Origin of the sequence: Croceivirga sp. JEA036, from assembly GCF_011882165.1 — a bacterium.
Taxonomy (GTDB): domain Bacteria; phylum Bacteroidota; class Bacteroidia; order Flavobacteriales; family Flavobacteriaceae; genus Croceivirga.
This window is the reverse complement of record NZ_JAATON010000002.1, coordinates 363,258-383,724: the sequence shown is the minus strand read 5'-3', so window position 1 is coordinate 383,724 and position 20,467 is coordinate 363,258. Positions and strand designations below refer to the sequence as shown.

Genomic DNA, 20,467 nt, shown 5'->3' with positions numbered 1-20,467 from the left:
TATTTCGAAATATAAATATGGCATCAAACAAGAAATATTGGAAAAGTGAGGCGGAATTAGATCCGAACAATTCCATTGTTGAGACGCTAAAGCAAAATGAGTTTGCGCAACCTATTCCCGTGGTTGATTTTCTTGGGGATAAGGAAACTCTGGAAGAGTCTAGTACTACAAGGAGAGACTTTTTAAAGTATGTTGGTTTTAGTACTGCGGCTGCCACTATGGCTGCTTGCGAGGGTCCGGTTAATAAATCTGTTCCTTATGTGGTATTGCCAGAAAATATTGTACCTGGAGTTCCTAGTTACTATGCAACAACAATTGCTGATGGTTTTGATTTTGCAAGTGTTTTAGTTAAAACTAGAGAAGGTCGTCCAATTAAAATAGCAAATCATGATAAGGCTTCTGTTTTAGGGAGTGCTAATGCTAGGGTTAATGCTTCAGTTTTAAATCTTTATGACAGTAAGCGAGTTCAAGGTCCGCTGGCAAATGGTGATGCTATTTCTTGGGAAGTTTTAGATGCTACAGTTAAAGCCAAATTGAATTCTTTAAAGGGTTCGGGTAAGCAAGTGGCGTTATTGTCGCAAACATATGCTAGTCCTTCTACAGAAAAATTAATTGCGGAATTTTCTGAGCAGTTTGGTGGTGTAAACCATGTTGTTTATGATGCTATAACTGAGGAGGCTGCGCTTGTTGCATTTGATAAAATGTACGGGGAGCGTGCTTTGGCTGATTACGATTTCGAAAAAGCAGATTTGATTGTATCATTTGCTGCTGATTTCTTAGGGGATTGGCAAGGTGGTGGTTATGACGCTGGTTATGCTAAGGGTAGAGTTCCTAAGAATGGAAAAATGTCTAGGCATGTTCAGTTAGAGTCTAATATGACTTTATCAGGGGCTAATGCTGATAAGCGAATAGCTTTAAAGCCTTCGGATGTGAAAGTGGCTTTGGCTAAATTGTATGGAAAGTTAAGTGGTAACAATGTCAGTGGCGGGAATTCTAATGTAGATGGAATTGTTGCTTCTATCGCCTCAGAAATAAATAAAAAAGGAAAGCAAAATACGGTAGTTGTTTGCGGATTAAATGATGTTAATGCTCAATTAATTACGCTTGCAATTAATAAGTTGTTGGCTAGTAAAGCTTTTGATGCTGCTGCGCCTAGATATGTGCGTCAGGGAAATGTGTCAAAAGTAAATAAGCTGATAGCGGATATGAAAGCTGGTAAGGTAGGTATGTTGTTGATAGACGGCGTAAATCCTGCTTACTCTTTGCCTAATGCTCAAGATTTCTTAGATGGTTTAGCAAAAGTGGATGTTTCTGTTGCTTTTGCTTTGAATAATGATGAAACCGCACAGGCTGTAACACATGTTGCCGCTGCTTCTCATTATTTGGAGTCTTGGGGTGACGTGCAGCTTAAGAAAGGTTTTTACAGCTTGACTCAGCCGGTTATAAGAGAGTTGTTTGATACGCGTCAATTACAAGCAAGTCTTTTAAAATGGATGGGCAGGGAAGATAGCTTTTACGATTATATTAAAACGAATTGGTCATCATCAATTTTAGGTGGGGCAAGTTTCAATGCTGCATTGCAAGATGGTGTTTTTGAAATGCCGGTGACGGTAGTTGGAACTCAGAGTGATGCTTCTGTAGTAGATATGTCTGATGATGCCGAGGTTGAGCAAACCTCTGAAAAGGCTAATATTTCTGCTGCCTTGCGTGCTTTAGCTGCTAGTAAGGCAGAAGGGATGGAGTTGATACTTTATCCTAAGACGGGTATGGGTGATGGTAAAATGGCAAACAATCCATGGTTGCAAGAATTTCCGGATCCAATTTCTAGGGTTAGTTGGGATAACTATGTTACCGTTTCTAAAGCTGATGCTGCTGAATTAGGGTTTGAAAACTATAATGTGGCCAACGGCGGTTTAGATGGTAGTTATGCCAATATAACTGTTGATGGTGTTACTGTTAGCAACGTGCCAGTTTTAATTCAGCCAGGACAAGCAAGGGGGACTATAGGACTTTCCTTTGGTTATGGTAGAAAAGCTGGTATGCAAGAGGAAATGATGACGGGTGTTAATGTGTATCCGTTGTATAAAGGTTTCTCAAATGTGCAATCGGCCAGTATTGCTAAAGCTGCAGGTACGCATGAGTTTGCTTGTATTCAGTTGCACAATACATTAATGGGTAGGGGAGATATTATAAAAGAAACTACCTTAAATGAATTCAATACAAAAGAAGCTAGTGAATGGAATCCTATTCCGCACGTTTCTTTAGATCATCAAGAAACATTGGTAACTTCTCCAGAAGTTGACCTTTGGGAAAGTTTTGATCGTTCTGTGGGCCATCACTTTAAGTTATCTATAGACTTAAATGCATGTACGGGTTGTGGTGCATGTGTGATTGCTTGCCATGCGGAAAACAATGTTCCTGTGGTGGGTAAAAAAGAGATGCGTTTATCTAGAGATATGCATTGGTTGCGTATTGATAGATACTATTCTTCTGAAGAAACCTTTGAAGGCGATAATGAGAAGAAAGATGGCATGGATGGTTTATTCGGAGACAATGGTTCTCTAGGTGGATTTGGGCAGATGGAAGATCCTTCAGCAAATCCTCAAGTAGCATTCCAGCCAGTAATGTGTCAACATTGTAATCACGCTCCTTGTGAAACTGTTTGTCCAGTTGCTGCAACTTCTCATGGTAGACAGGGGCAAAACCATATGGCATACAACCGTTGTGTGGGTACAAGATATTGTGCAAATAACTGTCCTTATAAAGTGCGTAGATTTAACTGGTTCTTGTACAATAATAATGATGAGTTTAATTTCCACATGAATAACGATTTGGGTAAAATGGTATTAAACCCAGATGTTGTTGTTCGTTCTAGAGGTGTAATGGAAAAATGTTCTTTCTGTATTCAGCAAACCCAAGCGGTTATTTTGAATGCGAAGAAAGAAGGTAGGCCGGTAGCCAAAGGAGAGTTTAATGATGCTGTAGCTTGCTCTGCTGCATGTAGTAGTGGCGCTATAAAGTTCGGTGATGTAAACGAAGAAGGAAGCTTAATCGCATCGTTGGAAAAAGATAAAAGAGCGTATCATTTGTTAGAACATGTAGGTACTAAACCTAATGTATTCTATCATGTGAAAGTTAGAAATACCAACGAAGCATAACCAAAGAATATAAAACTAAGAAGTAGTTAATATGGCGTCGCATTACGAAGCACCTATTAGAAGACCCTTGGTACTTGGGGATAAGACTTACCACGATGTGTCCGTGGATATCGCCAAGCCAGTAGAAGGTAAGGCCAACAAACAATGGTGGATTGTTTTTTCCATTGCATTAGTGGCTTTTTTGTGGGGTCTTGGATGTATTTTATATACGGTATCTACCGGTATTGGGGTTTGGGGATTAAACAGGACCGTTAACTGGGCTTGGGATATCACTAATTTTGTATGGTGGGTAGGTATTGGTCACGCAGGAACCTTAATTTCTGCAGTACTTTTATTATTTAGACAAAAATGGAGGATGGCGATTAACCGTTCTGCAGAGGCGATGACAATCTTCTCGGTGGTGCAGGCTGGTCTTTTTCCAATTATACACATGGGTAGGCCTTGGTTGGCTTACTGGGTACTCCCTATTCCAAATCAATTTGGTTCATTGTGGGTGAATTTTAATTCTCCTTTATTATGGGATGTATTCGCAATTTCTACCTATTTATCAGTTTCGTTAGTATTCTGGTGGACGGGATTATTGCCAGATTTCGCCATGATTAGGGATAGAGCTGTGAAACCTTTCCAGAAAAAGATTTATGGTTTGTTAAGTTTTGGGTGGACTGGTAGAGCAAAAGATTGGCAACGTTTTGAAGAGGTGTCATTGGTGCTTGCTGGTTTGGCAACGCCTCTTGTACTTTCCGTGCACACTATTGTATCTTTTGACTTTGCAACGTCAGTAATACCTGGGTGGCACACTACTATATTTCCGCCTTACTTTGTGGCTGGTGCTATCTTTTCTGGATTTGCAATGGTAAATACACTTCTAATCATTATGCGTAAAGTTTGTAATCTAGAAGCTTATATTACAGTTCAGCATATAGAGTTGATGAATATAGTTATCATGATTACTGGCTCCATTGTGGGTTGTGCATATATTACAGAGCTCTTCATTGCTTGGTATTCTGGTGTAGAATATGAGCAGTATGCTTTCTTAAACAGAGCAACAGGACCTTACGCTTGGGCATACTGGTGTATGATGACTTGTAATGTTTTTTCTCCGCAATTTATGTGGTCTAAAAAACTGCGTACAAGTATCATGTTCTCTTTCTTTATTTCAATTGTGGTAAATATAGGGATGTGGTTCGAGCGTTTTGTGATTATCGTAACTTCATTACATAGGGATTACTTGCCATCTTCTTGGACTATGTTCTCTCCTTCCTTTGTTGATATAGGTATTTTCATAGGGACAATAGGTTTCTTCTTTGTATTGTTCTTGTTGTATTCTAGAACATTTCCAGTAATCGCACAGGCAGAGGTGAAATCTATTTTAAAAGCTTCTGGTGAGCGTTATAAAAGATTAAGAGAAGAAGGTAAGCCAGCATACGAAATGCCTACAAGAGGAACTGTCATTGCAGAAGAGCTGATTACTGATGATGTTCTTATGGGAGAAGTAGTGCCTGCGGTAGGGGATAAAGTAGGAGTAAATGAGCTGTTAAGCACGATAGGTACTTTTGACCCAACTACGGAAACAGCGGATGATTTAAAGAAAATTAAAGGTGTAGGTCCAGAGATGGAGCGTTCTTTGAATGAAATAGGTATCTATACTTTTGTTCAAGTGGCAAGAATGACAGAAAGAGAATATGAGTTGCTAGACAGTATCACAGGAAGTTTTCCGGGCAGAGCGCTTAGAGACGATTGGGCTGGACAAGCAAAATTGTTAAACGATAAAAAGCAATAATGGCATCTAAAGTTATACATGCAGTCTACACGGATGATGACATTCTAATGAATGCCGTAAAAAAGGTACGTGCAGAGCATCATCATATAGAGGAAATATATACTCCTTTTCCAGTGCACGGATTAGACAAAGCAATGGGTTTATCCGATACTAGATTAGCTATTACAGCTTTTTTATATGGGTGTTTAGGTTTAACGGTTGCTATCACTATGATGAATTTTATAATGATAGAAGATTGGCCACAAGATATTGGTGGTAAACCTAGTTTTAGTTTCTTAGACAATATGCCGGCTTTTGTGCCAATTATGTTTGAGTTGACTGTATTTTTTGCTGCGCACTTAATGGTAATTACTTTCTATTTAAGAAGCAGAATGTGGCCATTTAAAGAGGCTGAGAATCCAGACAAGAGAACTACCGATGATCATTTCTTAATGGAAATTGGTATACATGGTAACGAGGACGAGTTAAAGGAGTTGTTATTAGATACGGGTGCAATAGAGGTATCTGTGAAAGAAAAGGACGCATAACATGAAGCAGTTAGTAAAAATTATTTTAGGACTAGGTCTTGTAATTAGTGCCTCTTCTTGTTTTGATAAGAATAGCCCCAACTACCAATACATGCCTAATATGTATGAATCGGTTGGTTATGAAACGTATGAGGGGGTGGACAATGGTTTGTTTAAAGATGGTACAGAGGCCTTAACACCGCCAGAGAACACGGTAAATAGAGAGTGGTTGCCATATCAATTTGATAATACTCTAGAAGGTAAAGAGTTAGCTCGCTTACAAGCGAGTCCATTAGATTCTTTGCAATATGAAGATAATATGGTTAAAGGTGCGGAATTGTATGCTATATATTGCGCCATTTGCCACGGGGTTAAAGGTGATGGTCAGGGTACCTTAGTTAAAAGAGAGAAAATTTTGGGTGTGCCTTCTTATGCAGATGCTGCTAGAAATATTACCGTAGGTAGTACGTATCACACCATGTACTATGGTCTTAATTCCATGGGTTCTTATGCTTCTCAAATGAGTAGTGAAAAAGAACTTTGGCAAGTAGCAGAGTACGTAATAAAATTAAAGGGAGACTTATCTAAATAAGGAAACTAGCATGAGATACACGTTTTCAAATAAGTTAAAAATAGGTTCTATCATCCTAATGGTAGTTGGAGCACTTTGTTTAGGCATTGGCTTTGTTTCTGCCCCTAGTACGGTAGACGAGGCAAAAGAAATGGTAGCTTCGGCCCATGGCGATGGTCATGGAAATGCACATGGTTCAGCAGCGGAGCATACTAATGATACACACGGTAACGATCACGATGCTGTTAATGCACATGCTAAAACAGAAGCGCATGGTGAAGACCATGGAGCAGCTCATGATGAGCATGTTTTTCATCAATTGCAAAATAGACCTTGGTCAGCTTTATATGTGGCAGCATTCTTCTTTTTTATGATTTCTTTAGGAGTGTTGGCTTTTTATGCAATACAAAGAGCAGCTCAAGCAGGCTGGTCACCTATATTGTTTAGAGTCATGGAAGGGATAACTGCGTATTTAGCGCCAGGAGGTATCATTGTCTTTGTAATTCTGGCATTGTCGGTTATGCATGTTAATCACTTATTTACTTGGGCAGATCCTGAAGTGGTTGCGCACGATGCTTTGATACAAGGTAAAAGCGGTTATTTAAATCCTACTTTCTTTTTAATAAGGGCTGCAATATTTCTTGCAGGTTGGATTGCGTATCGTTTTTATTCAAAGAAGCTTTCTTTGGCACAGGATGATGCAGATGATAACAGCAATTTTGTGAAAAATTTCAGATTATCAGCAGGTTTCTTGGTCTTTTATTTGGTCACCGAATCTATGATGTCTTGGGATTGGATAATGAGTTTTGATCCGCATTGGTTTAGTACATTGTTTGGTTGGTATGTTTTTGCTAGTATGTTTGTGTCGGGAATTACAACAATTGCTTTAATAACTATTTATCTTAAATCTAAAGGCTTATTAGAGCAGGTAAACAATAGTCACATACATGATTTGGCCAAGTTTATGTTTGGTATATCAATTTTCTGGACTTATTTATGGTTTAGTCAATTTATGTTGATTTGGTATGCAAACATTCCGGAAGAGGCTGTTTATTATATTTCTAGGATTGAGCATTACAAATTGCCTTTCTTTGGTATGCTTGCCCTTAATTTTATCTTCCCATTATTAGTATTGATGAATAGTGATTACAAGCGCGTTAACTGGTTTGTAGTTATGGTAGGAATTGTAATTCTATTTGGTCACTATTTAGATGTATTTAATATGGTGATGCCGGCAACCGTTGGCGAGAATTGGCATTTTGGTGTTCCGGAAATAGGTGGTATTCTTTTCTTTGCTGGGTTATTCATATTAATTGTGTTTAATGCTTTAACTAAAGAAGAATTGATGCCTAAACGTAACCCGTTTATAGAAGAGAGTAGACAGTTCCATTATTAATATTGAGAAAGCGAAAGTAGTTTAGAAATGACAACATTATTGATATTGACAGTTTTGGTTTTGGTGGCGATTGCCATTTGGCAGATGACCAAAATCTTTGAATTGTCTCAACTAAGAGCAGATAGTTTAAACGGACAGATAGCTACTGATGAGGATAATAAAAATAACGGATACATGTTATTCGCGTTTTTAATCTTTATCTATGGTATAACTATTTTTAGTTTTGCTAAATATTATAAGATGTTATTACCAGAAGCCGCTTCTGCGCATGGTGGTAATTATGACACGCTAATGTGGGTTTCTTTTGCTATAATCTTTTTCGTTCAAACCATAACACAGGCTTTATTACACTATTTTGGTTACAAGTATCGTGGACAGAAAGGAAGAAAAGCATTGTTTTTCGCGGACAATGATAAATTAGAATTTATCTGGACAATAATCCCAGTTATTGTGTTGGCAGGACTAATCATTTGGGGGCTGTATTCGTGGACAACAATTATGGATGTTAACGATGAGGATGATCCTTTGGTTGTAGAGTTGTATGCTCAGCAGTTTAATTGGACTGCTAGGTACGCTGGTGATGACAATGTACTTGGAGATGCTAGTGTTAGATTGATAGATATTGATAGAGCAAATGTTTTAGGGATTGATGAAGCGGATCCAAACGGGCAGGATGATATTATTGTTAAAGAATTGCATTTGCCTGTGGGTAGAAAAGTCAATTTTTATATGCGATCCCAAGATGTATTGCATTCGGCTTATATGCCACACTTTAGAGCACAAATGAACTGTGTTCCTGGTATGATTACTAAGTTTTCTTTTACTCCTACTATTACAACAGAAGAGATGAGACAGAATCCAGATGTGGTAGAAAAAGTTAAAAGAACGAATAAGCTTAGAGCAGAGTGGGCTGATGAAGGTAAACCAAATACAGACCCTTGGGAGTTCGACTATGTTTTGTTGTGTAACAAAATATGTGGTAAATCTCATTACAATATGCAGATGAAAATTATTGTGGAGAGTGAAGAAGATTACAACAAGTGGTTAGCAGAGCAGAAAACCTTTGGTGCGTCTATGGCTCCTGCAGCAGAATAAATTAGGCTATAAAAAGAAAATTATAATAAAATTATCGATTATGTCAGATACAGGACACGGACACGATGATCACGGTCACCATCACAAGGAGACCTTTATAACAAAGTACATATTTAGTATGGACCATAAGATGATTGCTAAGCAATATCTTATCACAGGTCTTATAATGGGGTTCATTGGTATTGCAATGTCCTTATTATTTAGAATGCAGTTGGCTTGGCCTGGAGAATCGTTTCCAGTTTTTGAGGCGGTTCTTGGTAAATGGGCACCGGAAGGAGTTATGGATGCAGACATTTATCTGGCACTAGTAACTATTCATGGTACCATAATGGTATTCTTTGTTTTAACGGCTGGTTTAAGTGGTACTTTTAGTAACCTTCTTATTCCATTGCAAATTGGTGCAAGAGATATGGCCTCTGGATTTTTGAACATGGTTTCTTACTGGTTGTTCTTTTTATCTTCAGTAATCATGGTTATCTCTTTATTTGTTGAGGCAGGACCTGCAGCAGCAGGTTGGACTATTTATCCTCCATTAAGTGCGGTGCCAATGGCACAGCCTGGTTCTGGTATGGGAATGACGCTTTGGTTAGTTTCTATGGCTATCTTTATAGCTTCATCTTTACTAGGTTCTCTTAATTATGTGGTAACGGTAATAAACTTAAGAACAAAGGGTATGTCTATGACTAGATTACCTTTAACCATTTGGGCGTTCTTTGTAACAGCAATCATAGGTATTATTTCATTCCCTGTATTATTATCAGCAGCCTTGTTGTTAATTATGGATAGAAGTTTTGGTACTTCTTTCTTCTTGTCAGACATATTTATTCAGGGAGAGGTATTGCATTATCAAGGTGGGTCACCAGTACTGTATGAGCATTTATTTTGGTTCTTAGGTCACCCAGAAGTATACATTGTATTGTTGCCTGCATTGGGTATTACTTCAGAAGTAATGTCTACAAATGCCAGAAAACCAATTTTTGGTTATAGAGCGATGGTAGCTTCAATATTAGCAATAGCCTTTTTGTCTACTATTGTTTGGGGTCACCATATGTTTATCTCTGGTATGAATCCTTTCTTAGGCTCTGTGTTTACATTTACAACATTATTGATTGCCATTCCTTCTGCGGTAAAGGCATTTAACTATATAACTACCTTGTGGAAAGGTAACTTGCAAATGAATCCAGGAATGTTGTTTTCAATAGGTTTGGTTTCTACGTTTATTACAGGTGGTTTAACAGGAATAATACTAGGGGATAGTACATTAGATATTAATGTTCATGATACCTACTTTGTAGTGGCACACTTTCACCTGGTAATGGGTATTTCTGCACTCTATGGATTATTTGCTGGTGTTTATCACTGGTTCCCAAAAATGTTCCATGGTAGAATGATGAATAAGAACTTAGGCTATGCTCACTTCTGGATTACTGCGGTCTGTGCTTATGGGGTGTTCTTCCCAATGCACTTTGTTGGTATGGCTGGGGTTCCTAGAAGATATTATCAAAATACTGCGTTTCCTATGTTTGATGAGTTAACAAACGTTCAGGTCTTAATGACGGTGTTTGCAATCATCGCAGCTCTTGCACAACTTATTTTTGTTTACAATTTTATTAGTAGCATATTTTATGGTAAAAAAGGTTCTCAAAATCCTTGGAAATCTAACACTTTAGAATGGACTACTCCTTTAGAGCATATCCATGGTAACTGGCCAGGAGAGATTCCTCATGTATATCGTTGGGCTTATGATTATAGTAAGACGTACGAAAATGGTGAATATATAATTCCTGGACAGGATTTTGTTCCACAAACAATTCCTTTACAGGAAAATGAAGAGGAAATGCACCATTGATCTTAGTTATATTAGATATAAAAAAGCCCGTCAATTAGTTTGACGGGTTTTTTGTTTGGTACAATTTTAGATTCATTGTTACTGTGCGCTATATTTTGTAATATGCATAGAACTATACACATTAACCATAGAATAGTATGAAAAATTTAAAAGCCTACTCGGTCTGTTTGTTACTACTAACAAGTTATAGCCTTCTTGCACAAAAGAAGCCAAAAATTAAAGGGAATAGAGTGGTAACAGAGGTTTCCGGCGATTTAGAAGCATTTAATACAATTGAATTGAGAGACGACCTGGAAATCATTTTGAAGAAATCATTTTCCGAAGGGTATAAAATTACCGCAGATGATAATCTAGTCGATATTATAGAACTTGAAGTGCAAGACAGTTCGTTAGTGATATCGTCTTATTATGATATAAAATCAAGTAAAAAATTGGAGATTGAAATCGGTTTTAAAACGTTGAAATCCATTAGTCAAAAGTCTGGGAACATAAAGGTGGTAGATAGGGTAAAAACAGATATCATGTACATCAATTTGTTGGGTAATTCTAAATTAGAATTAAATACCTCTGCTATACTATTGAATACTACTATGGAGGAAAATAGTTTTGCAAAACTAAATGCAGATGTAGACTCTTTAAATGTATTTTTAAGAGGAAAAGCAGATTTGGAATTGGTGACTAATGCTGATGGGGCAAGTGTATCGGTTGCAGATTCTTCAGATTTAGACATAGATGGTAGTGCTTCAGAAGTTAGCTTAACGGTTGTAGGTAATGGTAAATATAAGGGTGAGATGATGGCTATTGCTAATCTAGACTTTGTAGCTAAAGATGATGCGTTTAGTAGAATACATTGCAATACCTTAGTAAATCTAGATTTGAGTGGTAAGTCTAAAACATTTTTGTATGCTAATCCAGAAATAAGTCTCAATAATTTTATGGACACGGCACAACTTCTCAAAAAAGACAATTAAAGTATCTTTGTTTTAATGAACGAACATTTAGATCCAACGGCAGAACACTTTTCAAATGAAGAGTTTGATATTGAAAGAGCTTTACGACCGGTAAGCTTTCAGGATTTTACTGGACAGGCTCAGGTATTGGAAAATCTAGAGATTTTTGTTAGAGCAGCTAACCAAAGAGGAGAGGCATTAGATCATACGTTATTTCATGGTCCTCCAGGTCTTGGTAAAACTACTTTAGCGCATATATTGGCTAACGAACTGGGTGTTGGGATTAAGGTAACTTCTGGTCCAGTTTTGGATAAACCAGGAGATTTAGCAGGCTTGTTAACCAATTTAGATGAGCGTGATGTTTTGTTTATAGATGAAATACATAGGTTAAGTCCCATTGTGGAAGAGTATCTATACTCTGCCATGGAAGACTATAAAATAGATATCATGCTAGAGACTGGGCCTAATGCAAGAACGGTTCAGATTAATTTAAGTCCGTTTACCTTGGTTGGAGCTACTACTCGTTCCGGCCTGCTAACGGCTCCCATGCGTGCCCGCTTTGGTATTTCTAGTAGGTTAGAATATTATGATACAGAGTTGCTTTCCACTATAGTGGAACGTAGTGCTCATATATTAAATGTGCCAATAACTAATGAGGCCGCTATTGAAATTGCTGGTAGGAGTAGAGGAACTCCAAGAATTTGTAATGCATTATTACGCAGGGTTAGGGATTTTGCTCAAATAAAAGGTAACGGTAAGATAGATATAGAAATTTCTAAATTCAGTTTAAAGGCATTAAATGTAGATGCTTTTGGTTTAGATGAGATGGATAATAAAATTTTATCTACCATTATAGATAAATTTAAAGGAGGGCCAGTAGGGATAACAACGTTAGCTACAGCTGTGGCGGAAAGTGCTGAGACGATTGAAGAGGTTTATGAGCCTTTTTTAATTCAGCAAGGGTTCATTATGAGAACGCCTAGAGGTAGAGAGGTGACTGAGAAGGCTTACCAACACTTAGGAAGAATAAAAGGTGGTGTCCAAGGGGGATTATTCTAGTGGCAAGTAAAGAAAAACATACGCAATTAATAAAAGCCGAAGCTAATCGCCTCGGTTTTTTGTCTTGTGGGATTTCAAAAGCTGGTTTTTTAGAAGAAGAAGCTCCCAGATTAGAAAAATGGCTAAATGCTAAACGGAATGGGCAAATGGGATATATGGCTAATCATTTTGATAAACGCTTGGATCCAACCAAGCTGGTAGATGGGGCTAAGTCGGTCATTAGTTTATTACTCAATTACTATCCAGAGGAAAAACAGCGTGCAGACACTTACAAGATTTCAAAATATGCCTATGGTCAAGATTATCATTTTGTAATTAAAGACAAGTTAAAATCCTTATTACAATATATTCAAGAAGAAATAGGAGAAGTACAGGGACGAGCTTTTGTAGATTCTGCTCCAGTATTAGACAAAGCCTGGGCGGCAAAAAGTGGTTTAGGGTGGATTGGAAAAAATAGCAATCTAATTACCCAAAAAGTAGGTAGTTTTTATTTTATTGCAGAACTAATAATAGATTTGGATTTGGTTTATGACGGGCCTACAACGGACCATTGTGGTAGTTGTACAGCTTGTATAGATGCCTGTCCTACCAAGGCTATTATAGAACCATACGTGGTAGATGGCAGCAAATGTATATCTTATCTCACTATAGAACTCAAAGAAAGCATTCCTACAGAATTTCAAAATAGTATGGATAACTGGATGTTTGGTTGTGATGTATGTCAAGACGTCTGTCCATGGAATAGATTTGCTACACCGCATAAAGAAGCTGCTTTTCAGCCAAATGATAAATTGCTTTCTCTATCTGAAGAAGAGTGGAAAGAACTAACTCAAGACGTTTTTCAAGAAGTGTTTAGAAAATCTGCTGTTAAGCGAACTAAATACCAAGGTTTGCTTAGAAACATTAAGTTTTTAGAGGGGTCTGGTAGACTTTCTAATGATTAGCTCTGTGGGCAAATAAATAGTCTCATGCGCTATTGCCACATTGTTACGTTTGTTAGTTAATTCTGATAACAACATGTTAAACGCAATTTTTCCCATACTTAAACTAGGCTGTGCAACTGTAGTTAAAGTAGGGGAAGTTACAGAGGATAGAAACCAATTGCTAAACCCTACAATGCTTATGTCTTCTGGTATTCTAATGCCTTGGTCTCTTAATTCTGCCATGGCACCTACAGCAATCAAATCGGTATTAATAAATATACCATCTATACCTTTTGTAGTATTTAGTAGTTTTTTAATATTCTCTATACCTACTTCAAAAGACATTTCATGGCACGGAAAAACATGTTCTTCTTTAAACTCTAAATTGTTTTCCAACAGGGCTTTTTTATACCCTTCAAATCGGTCAATTGCGTTTTGTGAATGCTGCGGTCCTCTAAAATGCGCAATTTTTTTACATCCTGTTTTAATGAGATGATTGGTAGCTTCAAAAGCTGCTTCTACATCATTAATTAACACTTTAGAGCATTCTACGTTTTTAGATATTTTATCGAACATCACCACAGGTATATCCAACTTCTGCGCAGCTAGCAAATGTTCTACCTCAACAGTCTCATCAGCTAAAGCAATCAAAATACCATCTACTTGTTTATCTATTAAGAACTCAGTTACTTGCTTTTCCTTATTGTATTTTTGGTTGGTATGAAGGGTAATTACCACGTATCCGTGTTTCTCCGCTTCGTCTATAATGCCTTTAACTACATTAGAAAAAAACTGATGAACAATTTCTGGTACCACCAAGCCAATGGTCATAGATTGTTGCTTTCTAAGGTTTACCGCAAAAGAATTGGGTTTGTAATTAAGTCTTTCTGCAGCCGCCTTAACTTTTTCAATGGTTTTTTTACTTACATCTGGGTATCCATTTAAAGCTTTAGATACCGTGGTCACTGAGATATCTAAGCTAAGCGCTATCTGTTGTAATGTGGTTCTGCTCATAAGTATTTTATGTTAAAAAAAATATAACGTTATAAAGATACAAATTCAGTTTGTACAAAAACGAAAACGTTTTAGTGTTAAATTTTATTAAAATTAAAAAATCATGTTCTATTTTAGCCCTGCGTTGTTTAAAAAATGGCACATATATGTATTGGTCACATAGCCATTTTTTTGCAGTGGTTTAAGTATTTATGAGTCTGTTTTAAAGAGTGGGAGTATTGGTCAAGTCTCCCACTCTTTGTTTTTAGACGTTTCCTCCAGAAAAATTTATTTAAACATCAAAAATATTATTTGTCCATGAAAAATAAGGTGCAACTTATTACTTATGTAGATAGATTAGGTGTTAAAAACATCAATGGGTTAGCTGAATTACTAAATACTGAGTTAAAGGGTATGTTTGGCGGAGTGCATATTTTACCCTTTTTTAACCCGATAGATGGTGAAGATGCAGGTTTTGATCCAATTAATCATAAACAAATAGACCCTAGATTAGGAGAATGGTCAGATATAAAGCAATTGAGCTCCTCTGTAGAAGTAATGGCAGATTTAATTGTGAATCATATGTCTGCAGATTCTATAGAGTTTCAAGATTACTTAGAAAAGGGAGACGAATCTGAATATGCTTCCCTGTTTTTAACCTATAACTCCGTTTTTCCTAACGGTGCTGCTGAGCAAGAATTAGTATCAATTTATAGACCAAGGCCAGGCTTTCCCTTTAATAAAATGAAATTTAAGGACGGAAGTGAGAAATTGATATGGACAACGTTTACTCCTAAACAAATAGATATAGATGTGTATTCTGAAAAGGGAGAGGCATATTTAGAAGATATATTAACCATATATGAGGAGTCTAATATTAAGATGATTCGCTTAGATGCGGCAGGATATGCTATTAAAAAAGCAGGCACTTCTTGTTTTATGATTCCAGAAACCTTTGCCTTTATTGCAGAACTTACAGAAAAAGCTCATAGAAGAGGTATAGAGGTGCTGGTAGAAATACATTCTTATTTCAAAACACAAATTGAAATAGCTAAAAAGGTAGATTATGTATACGATTTTGCACTACCTGTTTTAGTTCTAGATACTATCTATAACAAAGATGCGGGAAATTTAAAAAAGTGGTTAGCTATTGCCCCAAGGAATGTTATTACTGTATTAGACACTCACGATGGTATTGGCATTGTAGATGTAGCATCTGAGAATGGCGAGCCTGGTTTGATTCCCGACACTGTGCTAGATGAGATTGTAAAAACGATGCATAAAAAAAGTGAAGGTCGTAGTCTTAAGGCAACTGGAGCAGCAGCATCTAATTTAGATTTATATCAAGTCAATTGTACATATTACGAAGCCTTAGGAAAAGATGATGAAGCCTATCTTTTAGCAAGGGCTATTCAGTTTTTTGTACCAGGAGTACCACAAGTATATTATGTAGGTGTATTTGGCGATGAAAATGATATGGAACTTTTAGCCCAAACTAATGTAGGTAGAGATATCAATAGGCATTACTATACTTTAGAAGAAATCGCGAAGAACAAAGAAACTAGCCTGTTTCAATCCTTAAGCGCATTGATGAAGCTTAGAAATAGAGTAGAAGCATTTAATGGGGACTTTGCAGTTTTAGATTCTCCCGCAGAAAATTTAAAATTAAAATGGACTAGTGGGGATAACTATATTCAACTAAATGCCAATTTGTCTGCTACAACGTTTGAGATTGAAGGAATTGAAAATGGTGAGGCTATAAATTTTAAAATTTAGCGCTCGTTTTAGGTAAAATAGTATATTGTGAAGCTAACTTAGAGTAAACTTCAACTAAACTATTTATATCGATGCTGAAAAATATTAAACCAAGACTGAGTTTCTGGCAAATATTTAACATGAATGTTGGATTTTTGGGAATTCAGTACAGCTTTGGACTTCAACAAAGTGCGATAAACCCTATTTTCTTATTTTTAGGAGCTACAGAAGAACAACTACCAATTTTAAATTTAGCAGGTCCTATTACAGGTCTCATAGTACAGCCAATTATCGGCGCAATTTCTGATAAAACTTGGTCGCCACGTTTTGGTAGAAGAAAACCATTTTTTCTAATAGGAGCTATTTTGGGCAGTATTTGTTTGTTTTTCTTTCCGTTAAGTCCAGCGCTTTGGTTCGCTGTTGGTTTATTGTGGATTTTGGATGTAGGGAACAATATGGCTATGGAGCCTTACCGAGCTTTTGTTGGGGATAAATTGCCAGAGAAACAATTTAGTATTGGTTATCAAATGCAAAGTCTATTTGTTGGTGCTGGTATCTTGTTGGCAAACGCTTCCATATTTCTATTTCAAGATTGGTTTGGTGGTGGAGAGGAAGTGGCTGGTGAAGTTCCAAAATGGTTGTATTATTCTTTTTTTATTGGGGCATTTTTATCTATAGCTACTATTTTGTGGTCTGTCTTTACAACGCCAGAAATACCTCCTACAGAAGAAGAGATGGTGGAAATAGAAAAACACAGAGCATTGCCTTTTGAAGAGCGTTTATTTGCTCCTTTCAGAGAGATTTGGAAGGCAATTGTGCAAATGCCAAAGTTTCTATGGAAGTTGGCTATAGTATACCTTTTTCAATGGTATGCATTGTTCGTATACTGGCAATTCATCACACCTTTGTTTAGGAAAACAATGGGTATGGATACTTCAGAAGCTGCAGCACAAGCTGCTAAGATGAGCACAACGTATAATGTAACAACTGCTTTGGTGGCTCTGGTTTTGGTTCCATTAGCGCTAAAATTTGGCAATAAAAAGGTCTATGCTTTAAGTTTATTAGGCTCCGCTTTAGCATTATTTGCAATCCCTTATATTACAGATTCTTTTTATGTGTTAGCGCCTATGGTATTGTTTGGTATCGGTTGGGCAGCTATGATGGGGATTCCATACAGCATGGTTTCCAAGATTGTGCCACAGGACCGAAGAGGAGTTTATATGGGTATTCTAAATATGATGATTGTAATTCCTATGGGGATACAGACTGTTTCTTTTGGAGCTATATACAAAAATATATTAGGGGGGAGTCCAATAAATGCAATGCTATTTGCAGGCGTTCTTTTTACACTGGCCTTCGTATTTGCTTTACGACTTAAAATGCCCAAAGAAAAACAAGAAGCAAATTTGCAAAACAGTTAACATTTAGGTGTTCTAAATTCAACAGATATTAACCAAAAGCGCATAGTTCTCTATTCTAAGAGTTCTTACCTTTACCCGCGAAAATCCTAATAAAGGTATGAGTAAAGAAAAACAAAGAAGAGAGGCCTTGGTTTATCATGCCAAGCCGCAACCAGGTAAAATAAAAGTAGTACCAACTAAGCCTTACGCTACGCAAAGAGATTTGGCACTGGCATATTCTCCTGGAGTTGCAGAGCCTTGCTTAGAAATACATAAGAATACGGAAGATGTATATAAGTACACTTCTAAAGGTAATACAGTTGCTGTAATTTCTAACGGTACAGCTGTACTTGGCTTAGGGAATATAGGTCCGGAAGCTTCCAAGCCTGTAATGGAAGGTAAAAGCTTATTATTTAAGATTTTTGCAGATATAGATGGTATAGATATAGAATTAGATACAGAAGATGTAGATAAGTTTATCGAAACTGTAAAAACAATTGCGCCCACTTTTGGTGGCATCAACCTTGAAGACATAAAGGCACCAGAAGCCTTTGAAATAGAAAGAAGGTTAAAAGAAGAGTTAGACATTCCTGTGATGCATGATGATCAGCATGGAACTGCGATAATTTCTGCTGCCGCACTTTTAAATGCCTTAGAGCTTGCTGATAAAAGGTTAGAAGATGTGAAAATTGTGGTTAGTGGAGCTGGTGCAGCAGCTATTTCTTGTACCCGGTTGTACCAAGCATTTGGCGCAAAACTAGAAAATATTGTAATGCTAGATAGTAAGGGTGTTATTCGCAAAGACAGGGATAATCTTACTAGTCAAAAAGCGGAGTTTGCTACGGCTCGCAAGATAGATACTTTGGATGAAGCTATGGTAGATGCAGATGTGTTTATCGGGCTTTCCATGGCTGGGGTGGTTTCACCAGACATGTTAAAAACCATGGCGACTAATCCTATTGTTTTTGCGATGGCTAATCCAGACCCAGAAATTGCGTATGACGTAGCTTTGGCTACTAGAGAGGATATTATCATGGCTACAGGTAGGTCTGATCATCCTAACCAAGTAAACAACGTATTGGGTTTTCCGTTTATTTTTAGAGGAGCTTTAGATGTTAGGGCGACAAAAATAAATGAGGAAATGAAAATGGCAGCGGTCGTAGCTTTGGCAGAATTGACCAAAGAGGCAGTGCCAGAGCAAGTAAATATAACCTATGATACTACTAGGCTAACGTTTGGTAAAGAATACATTATCCCTAAACCTTTTGATCCACGACTAATAGCAAAAATTCCACCTGCTGTGGCAAAAGCCGCAATGGAAAGTGGGGTGGCACGTTCACCAATTAAAGATTGGGATAAATATGAAGAGGAATTGCTGCAACGTTCAGGAAATGATAATAAAGTGGTTCGTATGCTGCATAACCGTGCTAAAGTAAATCCTAAAAAAATAGTGTTTGCAGAGGCGGAGTTGTTGGATGTTTTAAAGGCGGCTCAAATTGTTTATGAAGAAGGAATAGCGACTCCAATATTATTAGGAAATAGAGAGCGAATTCTAGAATTGAAAGAAGAGCTGGAATTTGATGCAGATGTAAAAATTATCGACCCGCGTGAAGAAGGTGCTAAGCAATTGCGCCAAAAATATGCCCGTAGGTTGTATGAGTTAAGACAACGAAAAGGTGAAACTGAATATAGTGCCAATGTAAACATGGGTAAGCGTAACTATTTTGGTGCTATGATGGTTTTGGAGGGCGAAGCAGATGGTATGTTGTCCGGATATTCCCGAGCGTATCCAAAGGTTTTAAAGCCTGTTTTTGAGGTTATAGGTAGGGCTAGTGGGGTGCAAAAAGCATCTACCGTTAATATTATGATTACTGATAGAGGACCTATGTTTTTGGCAGATACTTCTATCAATATAGATCCGTCTGCAGAAGAATTAGCAGAGATTACTAAGATGACAGCTAATGTAGCGTCCACTTTTGGCTTTGACCCTGTAATTGCTATGCTATCTTATTCTAACTACGGTAGTAGTAGTCATCCAAAGGCAAAAAAGGTAAACGATGCAGTTAGAATTTTACATGAGAAATATCCAGATTTGGTGGTAGACGGCGAGGTGCAAACAGATTTTGCTTTAAGTAGGGAATTAGGCGATAGTACTTTTCCTTTTTCTAAAATTAGCACCAAAAAGGTAAATACTTTTATTTTTCCTAATCTTGATTCTGCAAACATCACATACAAACTTCTTAAGCAGTTAAATAATGCTAGCTCTATTGGGCCAATAATGGTCGGCCTTAGAAAAGCAATTCATATTTTGCAATTAGGAGCAAGCGTGGATGAAATTGTAAATATGACGGCTGTTGCAGTTATAGATGCACAAGAAAGGGAGAAGCGTAAAATGGCAAAAAGCCAAAAATAATCTACTACCTTTACGGCAATACTAACCCAACATTGCTATGTACGCATACTTAAAAGGTAAACTTGTAGAAAAAAATCCAACCTACGCTATCATAGATTGTAATGGCGTAGGTTATTTTTTAAATATATCCTTACATACTTACGGCCTTCTTCCATCAGATGAAAACGTAATGCTATATACGCATTTGCAAGTAAAGGAAGATTCTCATGCCTTATTTGGTTTTGCACAAAAGGCAGAGAGAGAAATCTTTTTGCTGTTACTATCTGTAAATGGTATTGGCGCCAGTACGGCAAGGACTATGTTATCATCTCTAGACCCCACACAAGTCAGAGATGCAATTGCTAGCGGAGATGTTGCTACCATACAAGGAGTAAAGGGTATTGGAGCAAAAACCGCCCAACGCGTAATCATAGACCTGAAAGATAAAATCTTAAAGGTGTATGATATGGATGAAGTTTCACTAAAATCAAACAATACAAATAAAGAAGAAGCGTTATCTGCATTAGAGGTTCTTGGATACACAAGAAGACAATCAGAAAAGGTTGTAGAAAAAGTGCTATCTGCAGATGCCTCCCTGAGCGTAGAGGACATTATTAAAAAGGCGCTTAAAAATTTGTAA

At 37.3% G+C, this 20,467-nt stretch carries 15 protein-coding genes; 14 read left to right on the top strand and 1 reads right to left on the bottom strand.

Features of this window, described 5'->3' with window-relative positions; all coding sequences use genetic code 11:
• Positions 1 to 17: 17 nt before the first annotated feature.
• From HCO57_RS06540 to queG, 10 genes are all read left to right on the top strand, one after another.
• Positions 18 to 3,158, top strand: a complete 3,141-nt coding sequence (locus HCO57_RS06540; RefSeq protein WP_167988352.1) for a TAT-variant-translocated molybdopterin oxidoreductase — start codon at positions 18 to 20, stop codon at positions 3,156 to 3,158.
• A 31-nt stretch (positions 3,159 to 3,189) separates the two neighbouring features.
• Positions 3,190 to 4,938, top strand: a complete 1,749-nt coding sequence (nrfD, locus tag HCO57_RS06535) for an NrfD/PsrC family molybdoenzyme membrane anchor subunit (protein ID WP_167988351.1) — start codon at positions 3,190 to 3,192, stop codon at positions 4,936 to 4,938.
• Positions 4,938 to 5,465 (top strand): DUF3341 domain-containing protein, encoded by a 528-nt coding sequence (locus HCO57_RS06530; RefSeq protein WP_136949469.1) that lies wholly within the window; start codon positions 4,938 to 4,940, stop codon positions 5,463 to 5,465. The genes nrfD and HCO57_RS06530 overlap by 1 nt, the downstream gene beginning before the upstream one ends.
• A 1-nt stretch (position 5,466) precedes the next feature.
• Positions 5,467 to 6,036 (top strand): c-type cytochrome, encoded by a 570-nt coding sequence (locus tag HCO57_RS06525; protein ID WP_167988350.1) that lies wholly within the window; start codon positions 5,467 to 5,469, stop codon positions 6,034 to 6,036.
• A gap of 10 nt (positions 6,037 to 6,046) precedes the next feature.
• On the top strand, positions 6,047 to 7,411 hold the full coding sequence (locus HCO57_RS06520; protein ID WP_167988349.1) for a quinol:cytochrome C oxidoreductase: 1,365 nt from the start codon (positions 6,047 to 6,049) through the stop codon (positions 7,409 to 7,411).
• Between the two features lie 27 nt (positions 7,412 to 7,438).
• The gene (locus tag HCO57_RS06515) at positions 7,439 to 8,506 is read left to right on the top strand and encodes a cytochrome c oxidase subunit II (protein ID WP_167988348.1); all 1,068 of its coding nucleotides are present in this window, start codon (positions 7,439 to 7,441) and stop codon (positions 8,504 to 8,506) included.
• A 40-nt stretch (positions 8,507 to 8,546) separates the two neighbouring features.
• Positions 8,547 to 10,355, top strand: coding sequence for a cbb3-type cytochrome c oxidase subunit I (locus tag HCO57_RS06510; RefSeq protein WP_167988347.1), 1,809 nt, complete (start codon positions 8,547 to 8,549; stop codon positions 10,353 to 10,355).
• Between the two features lie 137 nt (positions 10,356 to 10,492).
• The gene (locus tag HCO57_RS06505) at positions 10,493 to 11,326 is read left to right on the top strand and encodes a GIN domain-containing protein (protein ID WP_167988346.1); all 834 of its coding nucleotides are present in this window, start codon (positions 10,493 to 10,495) and stop codon (positions 11,324 to 11,326) included.
• Between the two features lie 15 nt (positions 11,327 to 11,341).
• Positions 11,342 to 12,364, top strand: coding sequence for a Holliday junction branch migration DNA helicase RuvB (gene ruvB, locus HCO57_RS06500; protein WP_136949474.1), 1,023 nt, complete (start codon positions 11,342 to 11,344; stop codon positions 12,362 to 12,364).
• The gene (gene queG, locus HCO57_RS06495; protein ID WP_167988345.1) at positions 12,364 to 13,308 is read left to right on the top strand and encodes a tRNA epoxyqueuosine(34) reductase QueG; all 945 of its coding nucleotides are present in this window, start codon (positions 12,364 to 12,366) and stop codon (positions 13,306 to 13,308) included. Before ruvB ends, queG begins: the two co-directional genes overlap by 1 nt.
• Here the strand turns inward: queG and HCO57_RS06490 are convergent.
• Positions 13,276 to 14,301, bottom strand: coding sequence for a LacI family DNA-binding transcriptional regulator (locus tag HCO57_RS06490; protein WP_167988344.1), 1,026 nt, complete (start codon positions 14,299 to 14,301; stop codon positions 13,276 to 13,278). The two genes, queG and HCO57_RS06490, sit on opposite strands and share 33 nt — an antisense overlap.
• Before the next feature lie 297 nt (positions 14,302 to 14,598).
• Between HCO57_RS06490 and gtfA the strand changes: the two genes are divergently transcribed.
• The 4 genes from gtfA (at position 14,599) to ruvA (ending at position 20,467) form a co-directional block, all read left to right on the top strand.
• Positions 14,599 to 16,056: a sucrose phosphorylase gene (gtfA, locus tag HCO57_RS06485; RefSeq protein ID WP_167988343.1), complete on the top strand. Its 1,458-nt coding sequence runs from the start codon at positions 14,599 to 14,601 to the stop codon at positions 16,054 to 16,056.
• Positions 16,057 to 16,175: 119 nt separating this feature from the next.
• Positions 16,176 to 17,456: an MFS transporter gene (locus tag HCO57_RS06480; RefSeq protein WP_410492685.1), complete on the top strand. Its 1,281-nt coding sequence runs from the start codon at positions 16,176 to 16,178 to the stop codon at positions 17,454 to 17,456.
• Between the two features lie 97 nt (positions 17,457 to 17,553).
• Entirely contained in the window at positions 17,554 to 19,848 is a 2,295-nt protein-coding gene (locus tag HCO57_RS06475; RefSeq protein WP_167988342.1) for an NADP-dependent malic enzyme, read from the top strand.
• A gap of 37 nt (positions 19,849 to 19,885) precedes the next feature.
• Positions 19,886 to 20,467, top strand: coding sequence for a Holliday junction branch migration protein RuvA (gene ruvA / locus HCO57_RS06470; protein ID WP_167988341.1), 582 nt, complete (start codon positions 19,886 to 19,888; stop codon positions 20,465 to 20,467).

Bases quoted from the DNA above. Each gene is read 5' to 3' on its own strand.
- HCO57_RS06515 (WP_167988348.1), top strand. From the start codon at position 7,439: ATGACAACATTATTGATATTGACAGTTTTGGTTTTGGTGGCGATTGCC.
- ruvB (WP_136949474.1), top strand. From the start codon at position 11,342: ATGAACGAACATTTAGATCCAACGGCAGAACACTTTTCAAATGAAGAG.
- HCO57_RS06525 (WP_167988350.1), top strand. From the start codon at position 5,467: ATGAAGCAGTTAGTAAAAATTATTTTAGGACTAGGTCTTGTAATTAGT.
- HCO57_RS06530 (WP_136949469.1), top strand. From the start codon at position 4,938: ATGGCATCTAAAGTTATACATGCAGTCTACACGGATGATGACATTCTA.
- HCO57_RS06540 (WP_167988352.1), top strand. From the start codon at position 18: ATGGCATCAAACAAGAAATATTGGAAAAGTGAGGCGGAATTAGATCCG.
- HCO57_RS06475 (WP_167988342.1), top strand. From the start codon at position 17,554: ATGAGTAAAGAAAAACAAAGAAGAGAGGCCTTGGTTTATCATGCCAAG.
- gtfA (WP_167988343.1), top strand. From the start codon at position 14,599: ATGAAAAATAAGGTGCAACTTATTACTTATGTAGATAGATTAGGTGTT.
- HCO57_RS06490 (WP_167988344.1), bottom strand. From the start codon at position 14,301: ATGAGCAGAACCACATTACAACAGATAGCGCTTAGCTTAGATATCTCA.
- nrfD (WP_167988351.1), top strand. From the start codon at position 3,190: ATGGCGTCGCATTACGAAGCACCTATTAGAAGACCCTTGGTACTTGGG.
- ruvA (WP_167988341.1), top strand. From the start codon at position 19,886: ATGTACGCATACTTAAAAGGTAAACTTGTAGAAAAAAATCCAACCTAC.
- HCO57_RS06510 (WP_167988347.1), top strand. From the start codon at position 8,547: ATGTCAGATACAGGACACGGACACGATGATCACGGTCACCATCACAAG.
- HCO57_RS06480 (WP_410492685.1), top strand. From the start codon at position 16,176: ATGAATGTTGGATTTTTGGGAATTCAGTACAGCTTTGGACTTCAACAA.
- HCO57_RS06520 (WP_167988349.1), top strand. From the start codon at position 6,047: ATGAGATACACGTTTTCAAATAAGTTAAAAATAGGTTCTATCATCCTA.
- HCO57_RS06505 (WP_167988346.1), top strand. From the start codon at position 10,493: ATGAAAAATTTAAAAGCCTACTCGGTCTGTTTGTTACTACTAACAAGT.